This window comes from Bradyrhizobium sp. BR2003, assembly GCF_009720285.1.
Lineage (GTDB): Bacteria > Pseudomonadota > Alphaproteobacteria > Rhizobiales > Xanthobacteraceae > Bradyrhizobium > Bradyrhizobium elkanii.
Genome location: NZ_SMYJ01000046.1, coordinates 20,527 through 35,899 on the forward strand (window position 1 = coordinate 20,527; position 15,373 = coordinate 35,899).

General features: G+C 65.4%; 16 protein-coding genes. 9 read left to right on the plus strand and 7 right to left on the minus strand.

The features are described 5' to 3' along the window. Window positions 1–64: 64 nt before the first annotated feature. The gene (locus tag E2I15_RS35910; RefSeq protein ID WP_246729450.1) at window positions 65–565 is read right to left on the minus strand and encodes a Crp/Fnr family transcriptional regulator; all 501 of its coding nucleotides are present in this window, start codon (window positions 563–565) and stop codon (window positions 65–67) included. 261 nt (window positions 566–826) lie between these two features. After that, window positions 827–1,003 (minus strand): hypothetical protein, encoded by a 177-nt coding sequence (locus E2I15_RS35915; protein ID WP_155262588.1) that lies wholly within the window; start codon window positions 1,001–1,003, stop codon window positions 827–829. Between the two features lie 262 nt (window positions 1,004–1,265). On the opposite strand from E2I15_RS35915, the gene E2I15_RS35920 reads away from it, so the two are divergent. The 5 genes from E2I15_RS35920 (at window position 1,266) to E2I15_RS35940 (ending at window position 7,301) form a co-directional block, all read left to right on the plus strand. Next, window positions 1,266–2,291 carry a L,D-transpeptidase family protein gene (locus E2I15_RS35920; RefSeq protein WP_170991653.1) on the plus strand — a complete coding sequence of 342 codons (1,026 nt, stop codon included), beginning with the start codon at window positions 1,266–1,268 and terminating at the stop codon, window positions 2,289–2,291. 163 nt (window positions 2,292–2,454) lie between these two features. Beyond that, entirely contained in the window at window positions 2,455–3,258 is an 804-nt protein-coding gene (locus E2I15_RS35925; protein ID WP_246668215.1) for a dienelactone hydrolase family protein, read from the plus strand. Between the two features lie 213 nt (window positions 3,259–3,471). Then, window positions 3,472–5,136, plus strand: a complete 1,665-nt coding sequence (locus tag E2I15_RS35930; protein ID WP_137480989.1) for a thiamine pyrophosphate-binding protein — start codon at window positions 3,472–3,474, stop codon at window positions 5,134–5,136. 16 nt (window positions 5,137–5,152) lie between these two features. Then, the gene (locus tag E2I15_RS35935; protein ID WP_137480990.1) at window positions 5,153–5,923 is read left to right on the plus strand and encodes an SDR family NAD(P)-dependent oxidoreductase; all 771 of its coding nucleotides are present in this window, start codon (window positions 5,153–5,155) and stop codon (window positions 5,921–5,923) included. 460 nt (window positions 5,924–6,383) lie between these two features. Beyond that, window positions 6,384–7,301, plus strand: a complete 918-nt coding sequence (locus tag E2I15_RS35940; RefSeq protein WP_016840630.1) for a DMT family transporter — start codon at window positions 6,384–6,386, stop codon at window positions 7,299–7,301. A 431-nt stretch (window positions 7,302–7,732) separates the two neighbouring features. On the opposite strand, the gene E2I15_RS35945 is transcribed toward E2I15_RS35940, so the two are convergent. After that, window positions 7,733–7,909 (minus strand): hypothetical protein, encoded by a 177-nt coding sequence (locus tag E2I15_RS35945; RefSeq protein WP_162832420.1) that lies wholly within the window; start codon window positions 7,907–7,909, stop codon window positions 7,733–7,735. Between the two features lie 387 nt (window positions 7,910–8,296). Between E2I15_RS35945 and E2I15_RS39615 the strand changes: the two genes are divergently transcribed. After that, on the plus strand, window positions 8,297–8,425 hold the full coding sequence (locus tag E2I15_RS39615) for a hypothetical protein (protein WP_016847287.1): 129 nt from the start codon (window positions 8,297–8,299) through the stop codon (window positions 8,423–8,425). Here E2I15_RS39615 and E2I15_RS35950 read toward each other — a convergent pair. Genes E2I15_RS35950 through E2I15_RS35965 form a run of 4 tightly spaced genes read right to left on the minus strand, consistent with a single transcriptional unit; the run spans window position 8,422 to window position 12,027 of the window. Continuing rightward, entirely contained in the window at window positions 8,422–9,177 is a 756-nt protein-coding gene (locus E2I15_RS35950) for a GntR family transcriptional regulator (protein WP_137480992.1), read from the minus strand. The genes E2I15_RS39615 and E2I15_RS35950 overlap by 4 nt on opposite strands. Before the next feature lie 6 nt (window positions 9,178–9,183). Continuing rightward, entirely contained in the window at window positions 9,184–10,164 is a 981-nt protein-coding gene (locus tag E2I15_RS35955) for a Gfo/Idh/MocA family protein (RefSeq protein ID WP_137480993.1), read from the minus strand. Next, window positions 10,161–11,048 (minus strand): NAD(P)-dependent oxidoreductase, encoded by an 888-nt coding sequence (locus tag E2I15_RS35960; protein WP_137480994.1) that lies wholly within the window; start codon window positions 11,046–11,048, stop codon window positions 10,161–10,163. Before E2I15_RS35960 ends, E2I15_RS35955 begins: the two co-directional genes overlap by 4 nt. A gap of 19 nt (window positions 11,049–11,067) precedes the next feature. Then, window positions 11,068–12,027, minus strand: coding sequence for a Bug family tripartite tricarboxylate transporter substrate binding protein (locus E2I15_RS35965; RefSeq protein ID WP_137480995.1), 960 nt, complete (start codon window positions 12,025–12,027; stop codon window positions 11,068–11,070). Between the two features lie 136 nt (window positions 12,028–12,163). On the opposite strand from E2I15_RS35965, the gene E2I15_RS35970 reads away from it, so the two are divergent. The 3 genes from E2I15_RS35970 (at window position 12,164) to E2I15_RS35980 (ending at window position 15,346) form a co-directional block, all read left to right on the plus strand. Further along, the gene (locus tag E2I15_RS35970; protein ID WP_137480996.1) at window positions 12,164–12,553 is read left to right on the plus strand and encodes a carboxymuconolactone decarboxylase family protein; all 390 of its coding nucleotides are present in this window, start codon (window positions 12,164–12,166) and stop codon (window positions 12,551–12,553) included. Window positions 12,554–12,613: 60 nt separating this feature from the next. Further along, entirely contained in the window at window positions 12,614–13,975 is a 1,362-nt protein-coding gene (locus tag E2I15_RS35975; protein WP_137480997.1) for a class-II fumarase/aspartase family protein, read from the plus strand. 114 nt (window positions 13,976–14,089) lie between these two features. After that, a complete protein-coding gene (locus E2I15_RS35980; protein WP_137480998.1) occupies window positions 14,090–15,346 on the plus strand; it encodes an aminopeptidase in 1,257 nt (418 codons plus the stop codon). The last annotated feature ends 27 nt before the right edge of the window (window positions 15,347–15,373 follow it).

Here is a 15,373-nt window from a genome sequence, read left to right on the forward strand (position 1 = left end):
TGCGCCGCTGCCGAGCCTTGCGGCTTCGTCCGCGCCGTAGCGCCGGCAGGCGAGGCGGCGCACGTTACGCCGGATTGGGCGCCACCGCGCCGACCCGGATTGCGCGGGCTGCGTTTTCCGTCATCCTCGTCGCGGTCAAGCGCAGGAAATACAGCGACAGTCCCGGGTTGCGCTCGCACAGCTTCCTCAGCGCGCCGTCGCTGATCCAGAGCAGATCCACATCGGTCGCAGCTTGAGCCGTTTGCGTGCGGCGGCGCTCGAGCGAAAACAGCCCGATTTCGCCGAACAGTTCGCCCGCCGATACTGCGCGATCGATCTCGGGAAACCTGACCTCGCCCGATACGACCATGTACAGCAGGTCGGCGTCGTCGCCCTTCCGGAAGATCGTTTCTCCCGCCTTGACGTGCTTCGGCTGCATGAACGGCTGCAGCCAGTTCGGGGAAAGGTCCGTCGCTGCAGCCCGCTTCGCTTTCCGAAGCAGCCGAACCATCTGGAACAGCAACACCACGTTCAGCGGCAGCAGAATGATATGCAGGATGAGCACCGGGTAGATCCGGTCGCCCAATCCATAGCAGATGAACGCGAGATTGCTGAATATCGCGACAGCGCGCAGGCTCAGCATCGTGCTCATGCAGAACGTCAGCAACACGATAGCCGACGCCAGATAACCCAAACCATCGATCAACGTCATGACAACGCCCACTGGAAAATAAATTGCAAGCAAACCGATCTGAAACGACCGGCAACATACACCAGGGCATTCATTTTCCTGAGCGGAAATATCGCCGGCCCACGCTTGCGGCGGCGCACGCGTCGTGACGCGGCCTCAGCTCGACGAACGTCCGCGCGAGGTGACGTGAACGGCCCGGCCCTTCGCCGGCTTTGTCCTGCCGGCAACGACGGCCGGGCGCGCCTTGCCGAGCGCGAGCCGCCTGCGCGCGCGGCCGGCGACCGACCTTGCCGCCTCTCGCGCGGCCTCGGTCTTGCGGATGATCGTCGTCACCGCGGACGCCGGCGACGCCGCGACGAAGGCGACATCCTTCGCCTTCGAGAGGCCGCCGATGCCTTCGCACGGCGTTCGCTCCGCAAATCGATACGAATGGCGAGCGTGTCAGCATGCTCGATCCAGTCCTCCGCCTTGGTGCCGGTGATGATCCGGACATGGTCGCGGGTGAGCTGTTCCGTGGCGGAACTTCGCCGCTATTCGCATTGGAACTTCGAGGCTTTCCGTAGCTTTATGGAAGGTAGCCACGTTGGGATGCACGATGTTCCGACCGTTTTCCGCTGCGCGTTTTGCTGTTGTCCTTTTGCTTGTGTCGGCCGCGCCGGCGTTGGCCGCGGCTCTCGATGCCGCCGCGATCAATGACGAGGCGGCGCCGCCGGCAAAATTGCCGGACCGCCGTCAGCTCAGCGCCTTCATTGCCAGGCTCGAGATCCTGCTCGACCGCGCGCATTTTTCTCCCGGCGAGATCGACGGCAAGCTGGGTGACAACGCGCAGAAGGCGCTCAGGGCGTTTGCCGAGGCGAGTGGATTGCCCTTCGACAACGCAATAACGCCGGAGCTCTGGAGCAGGCTCACCGCCGCCAGCGACGGGCCTGCGATCGTCAGCTACACGATCGTCGATGCCGACGTGAAGGGACCGTTCGTGAAGAGGATCCCGGCGAAGATGGAGAGCATGAAGAGCCTGCCGACGCTGGGCTACACCAGTCCGCGCGAAGCGCTCGCGGAAAAATTCCACATGAGCGAGGCGCTGCTTCAGGCGCTCAATCCGGGACGGAAGTTCGACAAGGCCGGCGAGACCATTGCGGTTGCGAACGTCGTCGATGCCGGAAGCGCAACGCCGATCGCGCGCGTCGAGGTCGACAAGACGCGGCAGACGCTCGGCACGTTCGATGCGGCAGGCAAGCTGCTCGGCTTCTATCCTGCGACGGTCGGCAGCGCGGATAAGCCGACGCCGAGCGGAACGCTGAAGGTGACGGCGATCAACAAGAACCCGACCTACCGCTACAATCCAAAATACGCGTTCAAGGGCGTCAGATCGAAGACGCCCTTCACGATCAGGCCCGGTCCGAACAACCCGGTCGGTGCGATCTGGATCAACCTCTCGGGAGAAGGCTATGGCATTCACGGCACCCCCGATCCCGGCAAGATCTCCAAGGCGGAGTCCCACGGCTGCGTCCGGCTCACCAACTGGGACGCGCAGCGCGTCGCTGCCGGTGTCGCGAAGGGCACGCCGGTTGCGTTCGTCGATAACGCGACGAGCACAGCAACGACGGCTGAGAAGCGCTGACCGTGACGCAACATCGTTCACGCATCAGCAACCGACAGAAATGTCGGCGGCGCTCGAGAGATGATGCGCAGCTTGCGGAGCAAAGCCGCTCCGCTTTCCAAGCCTAGCGCGGGATTCGCTGGTATGCCAATGTCGCGTCGTGCCAAACCCGCAGGAGGTCAGCATGCGAACGATCATAACGAACATAGTGGGAGCACTCAGCGCCATCGCGATGGTCGCGAGCGCGCACGCAGCGGTCAAGGAGGAGCCGGTCACCTACAGCGATGGCGAGACCACGATGAAGGGCTTCGTCGTCTATGACGACGCGACCCAGGCCAAGCGGCCCGGCATCGTCATGGTGCATGAATGGTGGGGCATCACCCCGCATATCCATAACGAGGCGCGGAAGTTCGCGGAGCAGGGTTACGTGGCCTTCATCGCGGACATGTATGGCGATGCCAAGACCGCCGACAACCCGAAGGATGCCGGTGCGCTCTCCGGGGCGGTAATGAAGAACCCGAAGGTGATGGAGCAGCGCTTCAACGCCGCGCGCGAGCAACTCGCCAAGCAGGCCTCGGTCAATCCGCAGCGGATCGGTGCCGTCGGTTACTGCTTCGGCGGAGCGGTGGTGCTGAACATGGCGCGCACCGGCGCCGATCTCGCCGCCGTCGCAGGCTTCCACGCCTCGCTCGGTCTCAACACCCCCGCACCGGCGCCGGGCACCGTCAAGGCGAAAATCCTGATCCTGAACGGCGCTGACGACCCGTTCGTGAAGCGCGAGCAGTACGATGCGCTGAAGAAGGATTTCGACGCGGCGAAGGCCGATTACCGGATCGTCGAGTATCCCGGCGCGGTGCACGCGTTCACCAACCCCGAAGCCACCGAGCTCGGCAAGAAGTTCAATTTGCCGCTCAGATACGACGCCAAGGCCGATCAGGAATCCAAGGCCGAAGCCGCCAAGCTGTTTGCCGCCAACCTCAAGAAATAAGCAACAAGGGCCACCCGAACGGTGGCCCTTTCCATTCATGGCGGCTTTGGCCGCGGAAGTGGCAGGGCCGCGGCCTCGCTGGCGCGTTCGCGCCTCGAAGCCATGCGGAAGACGCAGCCGGCCGCGCGGATGCCAGCCGACTCGCACGGTTGCCACGGGGCGCTCCCCGGCCGATGATGCGCAGAACGGATCAGAACAATCGAGAGGGAGCGAATGCGCGGGCGTCGTGTGCTGATGGAATCGTTCGTGTCGCACGGCGTGCGTCATATCTTCGGCAATCCCGGCACGACCGAAACGCCGCTGCTCGACAGCCTGGCGGCATTTCCGCAACTCGAATACATCATGGCGCTGCATGAAGGTGTCGCGGTCAGCGCCGCCAGCTTCTACGCGCAGGCGTCGGGACGCGTCACCGTCGCCAACCTGCACGTCGCTCCCGGCCTCGGCAACGGCATCGGCTCGCTGTACGGCGCGCTGAAGGCGGGTTCGCCCGTGGTCGTGACGGCCGGCCAGCAGGATACCCGAATGCGGCTCAACAACCCGCTGCTCGGCCACGACCTCGTTGCGATGGCAGCGCCGGTGACCAAGTGGAGCGTGCAGATCGAGCGCGCCGACGAGATCGCGCCGATCATGCGACGCGCGTTCAAGGTGGCGACCGACGCGCCGCAGGGGCCGGTGTTCGTGTCGCTGCCGATCGACGTCATGGAACAGGAGACCGCGGTGGAGGCGTCGACGCCGGATCGTTTGTGGCGATCGACGCGCCCCGATCCGGAAGGCATCGAAGCGCTCGTCGCCCTGCTTCTGAAGGTGAAAAAGCCGGCCATCATCGCCGGTGACGACGTGGCGCGATCGGGCGGCGAGCAGGCGCTGGTGGCGCTCACGGAGGCGATCGGCGCCACCGTGTGGTTCGAGGGGCTCCGCCATCACGCGCCGTTCCCGACCAGCCATCCGAGCTATCGTCAGTCGCTTCCCGGCGACGCCCGGCAAGTGCGCAAGGCGCTCGGCGATGCCGATCTCGTGCTGCTGATCGGCGGTCCGTTCTTTGAGGACATCTGGTTTGCGCCTGGTGGCCACATCCCTGACGGCGCGTCAGTGCTGCAGATCGAGGCCTCGGCCGAACGCCTCGCGCTCAACAACCGGCTCGATGCCGGTATCGTCGGCGACATCGCCGTCAGCGTCAGTGCCTTGACGGAGGGGGTGCGTGCACAGGCGAGCGCGGACTTCAGGCAGGCCGCGCAGAACCGCAATGCCGCGCTGGCCGAATTGCAGGCGAAGGAGAAGGAGGCCTATCGCGCGCGCGTCGAGAAAAGCTGGGACCGCCAGCCGACCGCGATGCCGCGCGTTACCGCAGAGCTGCGTCGCGGGCTGCCCGACGATGTCGTCATCGTCGATGAAAGCATCACGGCAAGCCTCGATCTCGCGCGCGCCTTCGATTATCGCGGCTTCGGCGACTATTTCGGCGGCCGTGGCGGCGGCATCGGCCAGGGCCTCGCCGGCGCGATCGGCGTCAAGGTCGCAATGCCGGACCGTCCGGTTGTCGCCATCTCCGGCGACGGCTCGGCGATGTACGCGATCCAGGCGTTGTGGACCGCCGCGCACCACAAGCTGGCGATCGTGTTCGTGGTGCTGGCCAACCGCGAGTACCGCATCCTCAAGCACAATGTGGACGTGTGGCGGCAGAATTTCGAAGCCGGCACCCAGCATCCCTATCAGAACATGGATATCACCGGCCCCGCACTCGACTTCGTGCATCTCGCGGCCGGCATGGGCGTCGAGGCGGTCAGGGTCGAGAAGGCCGACGACATTGCCGGTGCAATCGCAAAGGCTGTCGCGGCCCGGCGGCCGTACCTCGTCGAGATCGCAATCGAAGGCAAGCGCTGATCCGAAGGAGTTTCTCATGGCAGGCATTCTGGACGGCAAGGCTGCATTGGTGACGGGCGGCGGCTCCGGCATCGGCCGGGCGACGGCGATCGCCATGGCGCGCGAGGGTCCGCGCGTGGCGGTGTCCGACCTCTCGAAGGAGGGCATCGATGAGACGGTCGCCTTGATCAATGCCGCCGGCGGCCAGTCGATCGCGATCCAGGGCGACGTCACCGACGAGGCCGATGTCGCGAACATGGTGGCCCGCACGGTGTCGGCGTTCGGGCGCATCGATTGTGCGTTCAACAATGCCGGCGTTGCCGGGCGCTCCGTCGGCCCGCCCGGCCAGCGCATTCATGAACTCACGCAAGCCTCGGTGGCCAGGATGTTTTCGGTGAATCTGATGGGCGTGTTCCTGTGCCTGAAATACGAGATCGCGCAAATGCTCAAACAGGGCGGTGGCGGCGCCATCGTCAACACGGCCTCGATCGCAGGCCTGGTCGGTCTTGCCACGTCGGGCCATTATGTTGCGACCAAGCACGGTGTCGTCGGGCTGACCAAGTCCGCTGCGATCGAATATGCCCAGGACGGCATCCGCGTGAATTGCGTCAATCCCGGATACATCAAGACGCCGATGACCAGGGAGACGATGGACGAACGTTACGACGAGATCATCGCCAAGGTGCCTGTCCGTCGCCTCGGCGTACCCGAGGAGATCGCGGAAGCCGTGGTCTGGATGTGCTCGGACAAGGCGTCGTTCATGACAGGCGCATCGCACGTGGTCGACGGCGGCTACAGCGCCGCCTGATCTTCCGAAGGGCCTTTGTTTACGTTAGTGGACCAGTCGCACAAGCATTTGATCATCGCGGCATGTATGGCCGTGTTGATCTTCGCGGCCTCAGTGCTCTTGCTGTGAGTGATGCATCTCAGGCAATATGGCGTTGGGCAACGAAGAGCTTCGAGATTCGGTGTTCAAACTCAATCGCATCGTCGGTTTCATCATTCTAGCAGCGCTCGTCTACGGCGTGCTCCAGGCTTGCGGGCTACTTCCTGACGGCGCACCTCGGCTGCTTCCTCAACGCAGCGGCTCGCCTGCGGCTTGAGATTGATGCTCCAAATCCGAGCGTCCGCTGCTGGCCCAAAACGGACACTGCGGCGGCGCGGAATGATGATGCCGTCTGACCCAGGCAGACTCCGGCAAGCTTGCGCCGACCAGCCGTGCATACCAGTGGGTTGATCCGTCTCGGCAGCTCACGTAGTCGTTCGCGATGAACGAACGTCCGGCCAACGCCAAGGCTGCAGCCCTTCCGGATACGAAAGCCATCCTGCTCGGGGTCGCCTGCGGCCTCGGCGCGGCGCTGTGCTGGGCGCTCGGCTTCGTGGCGACCCGGCACGGCCTCAAGGTCGGCTTCACGCCCGTCGACCTGCTGATGCATCGCTTCCTGTGGTCGGGCATCGCCTTCCTGCCGCTCGTTGTGCGCGCCGGCCTCCGCGATCTCTGCGGCATCGGCTGGGGGCGCGGCATGGCGCTGATGCTGCTGGGCGGGCCGGTGATGTCGCTGATCAGCTATGCCGGCTTCATGTTCGTGCCGCTGGGGCATGGCAGCGTGATCCAGCCGTCCTGCGCGACGCTGGGCGGATTGTTTCTCGCGGTCGTCCTGCTGAAGGAATCGGTCTCGCTCTCGCGGGCAGCCGGCGCTGTCGTCATTGTCGTCGGCCTTGCCGTGATCGGCAGCGAGTCGATCGGCCATATGGGGCCGAGCGCCGTGATGGGCGATCTGATCTTCGTTGCGACCGGATTGATGTTCGCTGGCTTCGCCACGCTGGTGCGCTATTGGCGTGTCTCGGCGTTCTCCGTGGCCAGCGTCATCAGCGTGTTGTCGCTCTCGCTGTTTCCACTGTATGCCGTCTCGGGTGGGCTCGCTCGCGATGCGGCCATCGGCCTGCATGAAAACGCGCTGCAGGCCATCGCCCAGGGCATCCTGGCCGGGCCCGCGGCAATGTATTTGTTCGCGGTGTCGATCCAGCGCCTCGGCGTTGCCCGCGCAGCCGTATTTCCTGCGACCGTGCCGGTGTTGACGCTGCTGTTGGGATGGCTCCTGATCGGCGAGCCACCGACCACGCTGCAGGCGGCCGGGTTGGCCGCCGTGTTGGCGGGATTCTATCTCGCGCAGCGGCAGCGCTAGACGGCTTGCCGCCGTCCCGATTGGCGCGGTCGCGGCGACGATAGACAAGCATGTGAGGGATCGCGAATGGTGCGGCTCCCCGCCGTGTCGCAATGAGACGCCGATGCAAGTTCAACGTTTGGCGCTGCCGATGCTTGCAGGGCTCGTGCTTGCAGCCGAGAATGCGGATATGTGACTCACAGCGGCGTCAAAAACTCAGTGTCGTCTGGGCGAAATCCAGGACCCATTACCCCAAATGAGAGTTGTTGCGCGATGCTGGAGCCATGATCCCGTTCATGATCAAGCGCAGTGGATATGAGTCCTGGCTTTTCGCCAGGACGACGATCGTGTATGTAGCATCCGCACGGTCATCGCCCGGCTTGCCGCCTCCGCTAAAGCTTCGGCGCGCCAAAGGAAACTGTGCGCCCGAGCCGCTCAGCGCGGCGGCGACCTTACTGGTCCACCTTCGGCGTCTTGCCGGCAATGTCGAGGCCGAACCGGAGCGCGCGCTCCTGGCGCTCTTCCGTCAGCAGCTTCAATTCCCGTTCCAGCGACCGCGCGACCTCGTCCTGGGTTTCCTTGGAGCGGCGACGGGAGTCGCCTTGCGGTTTGGCCGGTTCGGCAGTCACGAGAGAAACCCTTGTCATCACAGTGTCACAGGCCCTGATGGCACGGCGGGAGTCGGGGCGACAATCAAAAAGAATTCAGTGGGCGTATCTTTGGAAGGTTTGTTGTGCGTCTGACTCAAATTTGGGCAGAAAATTCTCTTAAGTGTTGTCTCGAATGGAGCCGAACCGCTTCGGCCCACGGTCTCATCAATTCGGATGAGAGAGCCTGGTTCCGACGAAATCATTTCCGGATTCGCACGAAGGCGTCCTGAAACCGACAAGGTCTAACCTTAGTAGCGTTGTGAAGGACGGCTGCATGGTGAGACGCTGAGGACTGCGGTGGTGAGATTCACGACCTGGGTCGAGAGATCAGTCGGTCCTGTAGAGACGTTGGGGATGATCCCGGAAATGAAGAAGTTGAATGCCGTGCCTTATGTCTGGGCGGCCGCGCTGATCGCGGTCGCGATCTGGGGCGTGAGCGGCACCCCGCAGACGGCACATACCTCTGCCAGCACGCATCTGGCCCGGGTGCGCTAGAGCTTCGGCCGCAGCGAGCGCTGCATATCCATCGTGTAGGTGTAGCGCCCCTCGGGGTGCGTGGTGATGGTGACCTCGAACAGTTCCTCGCGCTGGCCGTAGTAGCGGCGTACCACGGTGAGCGCCGGCGAGCCGGTCTTGACGCCGAGCGCCCTGGCGATCGGCGCCGGCATGCCCCGCACGAAGATTTCCATCTGCGCGCGCTCGGTGACCTGGCCGTACATCCTGGCGATCTGCTCATGCACCGGGGTGCGGCCATGGTCGGGCCGGACCACGACATCGGCGAACCGGCGCAGCACATAGATCTCGGCCCAGCCGAGCGGTGCGGCGAACTGGTCCGAGCGGCGCACCGCCTCGATCAGGAACCAGCTCTTGCCCGGCTCGCATTTCAAAAGCCCGGCCAGCTTGCGGTCGGCCACGATGTCGCTGCTGGCCACGACCTCGCGGTAGGTCTCGTTGGAATAGCGCAGCCACTCGCCGAGCGACTTGACGCTGTGGGTGAACAGCACCGGCGGCTCGGATGCGATCACCACCGAGCCGAGGCCGGCGCGGCGCACGATCAGGCCCTGGTCGATCAGGATGCGCAGCGCCTCGCGCACGGTCTGCCGGCTGGCCTGGTAGCTCGCCATCAGTTCGGTCTCGGTCGGCAGCAGATTGCCGACCGCGTAGGTGCCGAGCCGGATGTCCTTCTGCAGCCCGGTGGCGATGTCGCGATAGCGGGACGATCTCGCCCTGTCCGGTTGTTCAGACATGGCAGATCACTGGCATGCCATATGGCAGGCAACGGGATGTCCAGACTGCATCGACTGCAGCGCGGCCTCGAACGCAGCGAGCGTCGCCAGCACGTCCGCTTCAGGCACCGGGAACGGCTGCTTGCCTTCGACCGCGTCTGCAAAGGCCGCAAGTTCCGCGGTCAGGGTGTCGATCGCCGGATAGCGCGTCGTCGCAGGCGCCTCGCCGGATCTCCGCAGCACCATCGTCTGTTCGTCGAGCACCTCGGCGGATCCCTTCGTTCCGAACACATGCACGCGCCAATAGAACGGTGTTGCGCGAATTGTCGCAAGGGTTGCGCTCACGCCATTCACAAATTCAATCGCCAAGGTTGCAGTGTCGAGCGGCGGCGGTCCGGCCTCGCGCGCACTCAACCGGGCATAAACCTGTCGGGCAGGACCAAGGAGGCTGACGAAGCCGTCGAGCACATGCAGCCCCGCGCCGGTCAGGCCGCCGCCCGGCGATTCCTCGGGCGACAGCCGCCAGCCCTGGGCGATGCTCTGCGAGTTCTCGTTGCTGTTGTGGCCCTCGACATGCAGGATGGTGCCGAGCTCGCCGCCGGCTGTGATCGTGCGCAGCGCCTGCATCGACGGCCAGAACCGGCGGTTATGCCCGACCGCGAGCACCACGCCGGCACTGCGGCACGCCGCGAACATCTCTGCGGCATCGGCGCGCCGAAGCGCCAGCGGCTTCTCGCAAAACACCTGCTTGCCGGCGCCGGCTGCCGCGATCACCTGGCCCTTGTGCAGCGAATGCGGCGTCGCCAGCAGCACGGCATCGATGCGAAAGTCGGCGAGGACATCGTCCAGGCTCGCCGTGACGGAGAGGCCGTGCGTCTCGCAAAAGCTGGCGGCGCCGTTGGCGTCGGGTTCCACCGCGCGGACGATCCTGAGCCGCGGCTCGCTCTGCGCAGCCTCGACCAGTGCGCGGCCCCACCGGCCGAGGCCCGCGATCGCACAGTTGATCATGACTGTCCCTCACCATGGCCGCGGCCGGCCCGGATCGCTTCGATGACCGCGGCGCTGTCGTTGTCCGGCCCTTGCAGCGCGATCGCCGCGCGCAGCAACCCGGCCTGCACCGAGGTCAGCGGCAAGGGCAGGCCGTGCCGGCCGGCCTCCTGCAGGATCAGTTCGGCATCCTTCAGGGTCTGCGCGATATGCGATTGCGGCGTGAAATCCCGCGCCAGCATCTTCGGCCCCTTGCTGTCCATCACCTTGGAATATGCCGCCGATCGCCGCGCGGTCGCAAGGAACGCCGCGCCCTCGAGGCCGAGGCTTTCGGCAAAGGCGATGCCCTCGGCCAGCGCGGCACGGTTGTTCTGCAGGATCAGGTTGATGGCGAGCTTGGTGCGGCTGGCATTGCCGATCGCGCCGACATTGATCCGCTGCGGGCAGAGAATGTCGAGGGTAGCCGTGGCGGCGTCGATGACGTCGGCATCGCCGGCGACCAGCGCAGTGGCCGTGCCCGCACGGACCTCGGCGCTGGTCCCCGAGATCGGCGCTTCGATGAAGGCGAGGCGCGAGCGGGAGGCGAATTCGGCGATTGCCATGATCTCGCCCGGCGCGCAGGTGGTGGTGCAGATGACGCGCGGCGGCGGCGTCGCGTTGGCAAGGTCCGGCAGCAACGTCCCGACCTGAGCCGCGTCATACACCGCGATGACGATGGTCCGGCAGCGCGCCGCGACGTCGGCGGCAAACGCCGCGAACTCGGCACCGCTCGCTCTCAAGCCATCCGTCTTCGCAGCGTCGACGTCGAAGCCGATCACCCCGATGCCGGCGTCGATCATCCGCGCGGAGAGCGCCGAACCCATCAGCCCCAGGCCGATCATGCCAACAGGTGTCTCGCGAGCCATGATGCGACGCCGCCTCGCTTTATTGCGGCTGGATGCCGGCCGCCTTAACCTCCGCCGACCAACGCACAACCTCGCTCCTGACGAAGGCGCCGAACTCGGCCGGCGCCAGCGGCGCCACCATCACGCCGACATCGGCGAGCTTCTTCCTCGTCTCCGACATCGCGAGGTATTTCGCACACTCGGCGTAGAGCTTGCTGACCACCGGTTCCGGTGTGCCGGCGGGCGCGAACAGGCCGTACCAGATCGTGGCCTCGAAGCCCGGCATCGCTTCGGCGAGTGCGGGCAGGCCGGGCGTCAGCTCGTTGCGGGTCGCCGACGTCACGGCGATGCCGCGCAAGGTGCCGCCCTGCATCTGCGGGATCGCGACCGAGAAATCGCCGAAGGTGAGATCGATCACCCCCGCCATCACGTCGGTCATCGCCTGCGGCACGCCGCGATAGGACGCCGCGATCAGCGACAGGCCGCCGCGCGAATGCAGCTGGGCGATCGAGATCTGCGAGGCGCCGGAGCCGTAGCCCGCGGTCAGATTGGGGTTGGCCTTGGCGTAGGCGAGGAACTGCGGCAGGTCCCTGGCCGCGAGCTTTGGATTGACCAGCAGCACCATCGCCGTGGTGGTGGTGCGGATCACCGGCGCGAAATCCTTCACCGGGTCGTAGGGCAGGCTCTTCAGCGTCGCGACGTTGCTGGCATGGGTGGTGTTGGTGCCCATCAACAACGTGTAGCCATCGGGCGCGCTGCGGGCGACCTCCTGGGCGCCGATGCTGCCGAGCGCGCCGGCGCGGTTCTCGATCAGCACGGTCTGGCCGAAGGCGTCCTGCAGATGCTGGCCGACCAGCCGCGCGACATTGTCGGGACCGGCGCCGGCCGGGAACGGCACGATGATCTTGAGCGGCCGTTGCGGGAAATCGTCGGCCGCGAAAGCCGGCAGGACCGGAAGCGTCGCAAGCAGGACGACGAGCAGCCCCAGCCGTAGCTTCATCCCGGTCCCCTCCCGTATCTGCTTTTGCAAATTTATACGGACAAATCAGTCAGAAAGGCAAGCGTCAGGCTTGCCGGAATGTTGAGGTGCGTCATATTTATCCGTATAAATAGCCCATTCAGGGAGCCCGACGACGATGGTGGACATCAGCGATCTCCATGCGCGCGGACTGCGCCGGCGGCAGAAGATGTTCGGCGAGGACGATGTCGCCAAGCGGATGGCCGCTGCCGGCGATTTCGGCACGCCGCTGCAAGACATCATCAACGCCTATGTCTATGGCGACGTCTGGGAGCGCAGCGGGCTGTCCGACCAGATCCGCAGCCTCGTGATGCTCGGCATCACCGCGGCGAGCAGCAAGCCCGCCGAGTTCCGCGTCCATGCCAAGGGCGCGCTGGCCAATGGCTGCACCGCCGCGCAGGTGCAGGACGTGCTGCTGCTGGTCGCGATGTATTGCGGCATTCCGGCCGCGATCGAGACCAGCAAGATCGCAGCCGAGGTGTTCGGCGAGGCGCCGCCGGAGGGGTAGGGCACAAGCCTCTGCCGTGATAGGGACGTTGCCGACCGCGACCGGCAACAGGATCTGCCCATGTCCGCCTTCCCGACCTCGACCACCGTGCTCGATTCCGTGTTGTTTCGCGATGCCTTCGGCACGCGCGAGATGCGCGAGGTGTTTTCCGACCTGCGGTTGATCGAGCGCTACGCCGAGGTCGAGGTCGCGCTGGCAAGGGCCGAGGCGCGCTGCGGTGTGATCCCGGCGGAAGCGGCCGCGGAGATCGCAAAACGGACCGATGTTGCCGCGCTCGATTTCGATCTGCTGCGGCAGGAGACCGACGTGGTCGGCTACCCGATCCTGCCGCTGGTGCATCAGATGGCGAAGCAGTGCGGCGAGGCCGGCCGCTATGTGCATTGGGGCGCGACCACGCAGGACATCATGGACACCGCCGTGGTGCTGCAGCTGCGCGATGGTCTCAAGATCATCGAGGACGACATCGCCGCGCTGCGCGGCATCCTCGCCGATCTCTCGAAAACATACCGCGACACGCCGATGGCCGGGCGTACCCATCTGCAGCAGGCGCTGCCGGTGACGTTCGGCTACAAGACCGCGATCTGGCTCGCCGCCTTCGATCGCCACGCCGTGCGGCTGGTGGAGCTGAAGCCGCGCGTGCTGGTCGGCCAGTTCGCCGGTGCCGCCGGCACGCTGGCTTCGCTCGGCGACAAGGGTTTCGAGGTCCAGCAGGCGCTATGCGAGGAGCTCGGGCTCGGCGTGCCCGTCTCCACCTGGCATGTCGCGCGCGACGGTCTGGCTGAAGCGGTGAATTTCCTTGCGCTGGTCACGGGCACGCTCGGCAAGATCGCGCTCGACATCATGATCATGGCGTCGACCGAGTTCGCGGAAGTCTACGAGCCGTTCGTGAAGGGGCGCGGCGCGTCCTCGACCATGCCGCAGAAGCGCAACCCGATCTCGTCGGAGCTGATGCTCGCCGCCGCCAAGGCGGTGCGCCAGCATGCCGGCCTGATGCTGGACGCGATGGTGCAGGATTTCGAGCGCGCCACCGGTCCGTGGCACGCCGAATGGATGGCGATCCCGGAAAGCTTCGTGCTGACCGCGGGCGCGCTGCACCAGGCGAGGTTCGCGCTTGGCGGCCTGATCGTCGACGAGCAGCGGATGGCCGACAATCTCGACATCAGCCGCGGGCTGATCGTGGCCGAAGCCGTGATGATGGGCCTCGCGCCTTCGATCGGCCGGCAGGAGGCGCATGACGTGGTCTATGACGCCTGCCGCGTCGCCAACGACAAGGGCCTGACGCTGGCCGAGGCGCTGGCCGCGGATGATCGCGTCGCCAGCCGGATCGATCGCGCGACGATCGACCGCCTCACCGCGCCGAAAAACTATCTCGGCCTCGCGCCCGAGATGGTCGACCGGGTGCTGGGCTCGGTGAAGCGGTAAAATTCGAGGCAATTGCTCGCCGTCGCGTGATCGGGCGCAGCGGGCAGGAACCTTGCGGATGCGGATCGAATTGGACTACGAATCCCGAGAGTTCCTCAAACGACACGGCGCTTCATGACCGCACATCAACGCAACCTTTCCGCCTCGATCGATCCCGTCAAGCTCGATCGGCTCGCCGAAGTCGCGATCAAGGTCGGCCTGCAGCTGCAGCCGGGGCAGGATCTCTTGCTGACCGCGCCTGCCGCGGCGATGCCGCTGGTGCGGCGGGTGGTGGAGCATGCCTACAAGGCCGGTGCCGGTCTCGTGACCCCGTTCTTCTCGGACGAGGAGCTCACGCTGGCGCGCTACCGTTACGGCAACGATGCGAGTTTTGATCGCGCCGCAAGCTGGCTCTATGAGGGCATGGCGAAGGCGTTCGGCGCCAACACCGCGCGGCTTGCGATCGTCGGCGACAATCCGATGCTGCTGTCGGGCGAAGACCCGGTCAAGGTGGCGCGCGCCAGCAAGGCCAATTCGATTGCCTACCAGCCGGCGCTGGAGAAGATCGTCAATTTCGACACCAACTGGAACATCATCGCCTATCCGAGCACGTCCTGGGCCAAGCAGGTGTTCCCCGACGATGCCGAGGACGTCGCGGTGGCCAAGCTTGCGGACGCAATCTTTGCCGCCTCCCGGGTCGATCAGGACGGCGCCGTCGCGGCCTGGGCACAGCACAATGCGAAGCTCCGCGAGCGCACCGAATGGCTGAACGGCCAGCGCTTCCACGCGCTGAAATATTCCGGACCCGGCATGGACCTCATGATCGGCCTTGCCGACGGTCATGAATGGGAAGGCGGAGCGTCGACCGCCAAGAACGGTATCGTCTGCAATGCCAACATCCCGACCGAGGAAGTCTTCACCACGCCGCACTGCCGCCGCGTCTCAGGCCACGTCGTCAGTTCCAAGCCGCTGTCCTATCAGGGCACGCTGATCGACAATATTTCGGTCAAGTTCGAGGAAGGCCGCATCGTCGAGGCCAAGGCCTCGCGCGGCGAGGAAGTGCTGAAGAAGGTGCTAGACACCGACGAGGGCGCGCGCCGCCTCGGCGAGGTCGCGCTGGTGCCGCATTCCTCGCCGATTTCGAAGAGCGGGCTATTGTTCTTCAATACGCTGTTCGACGAGAACGCCGCCTCCCACATCGCGCTCGGCCAGTGCTACTCGAAATGCTTCGTTAATGGCGACAAGCTGACGCCGCAGCAGATCGCCGAGCAGGGCGGCAACAAGAGCCTGATCCATATCGACTGGATGATCGGCTCCGCCCACACCGACATCGACGGCATCCACGCCGACGGCCGCAGTGTGCCGGTGTTCCGCAAGGGTGAGTGGGCGTAACGGGCGACTGCCCACTCAGTCCCGTCA

Coding starts and splice junctions, on each gene's coding strand:
- E2I15_RS35930 (WP_137480989.1), top strand. CDS start 3,472: ATGCGCGGGCGTCGTGTGCTGATGGAATCGTTCGTGTCGCACGGCGTG.
- E2I15_RS35920 (WP_170991653.1), top strand. CDS start 1,266: ATGTTCCGACCGTTTTCCGCTGCGCGTTTTGCTGTTGTCCTTTTGCTT.
- E2I15_RS35965 (WP_137480995.1), bottom strand. CDS start 12,027: ATGAAGCTACGGCTGGGGCTGCTCGTCGTCCTGCTTGCGACGCTTCCG.
- E2I15_RS35960 (WP_137480994.1), bottom strand. CDS start 11,048: ATGGCTCGCGAGACACCTGTTGGCATGATCGGCCTGGGGCTGATGGGT.
- E2I15_RS35955 (WP_137480993.1), bottom strand. CDS start 10,164: ATGATCAACTGTGCGATCGCGGGCCTCGGCCGGTGGGGCCGCGCACTG.
- E2I15_RS35940 (WP_016840630.1), top strand. CDS start 6,384: ATGAACGAACGTCCGGCCAACGCCAAGGCTGCAGCCCTTCCGGATACG.
- E2I15_RS35935 (WP_137480990.1), top strand. CDS start 5,153: ATGGCAGGCATTCTGGACGGCAAGGCTGCATTGGTGACGGGCGGCGGC.
- E2I15_RS35950 (WP_137480992.1), bottom strand. CDS start 9,177: ATGTCTGAACAACCGGACAGGGCGAGATCGTCCCGCTATCGCGACATC.
- E2I15_RS35970 (WP_137480996.1), top strand. CDS start 12,164: ATGGTGGACATCAGCGATCTCCATGCGCGCGGACTGCGCCGGCGGCAG.
- E2I15_RS39615 (WP_016847287.1), top strand. CDS start 8,297: ATGAAGAAGTTGAATGCCGTGCCTTATGTCTGGGCGGCCGCGCTGATC.
- E2I15_RS35975 (WP_137480997.1), top strand. CDS start 12,614: ATGTCCGCCTTCCCGACCTCGACCACCGTGCTCGATTCCGTGTTGTTT.
- E2I15_RS35925 (WP_246668215.1), top strand. CDS start 2,455: ATGCGAACGATCATAACGAACATAGTGGGAGCACTCAGCGCCATCGCG.
- E2I15_RS35980 (WP_137480998.1), top strand. CDS start 14,090: ATGACCGCACATCAACGCAACCTTTCCGCCTCGATCGATCCCGTCAAG.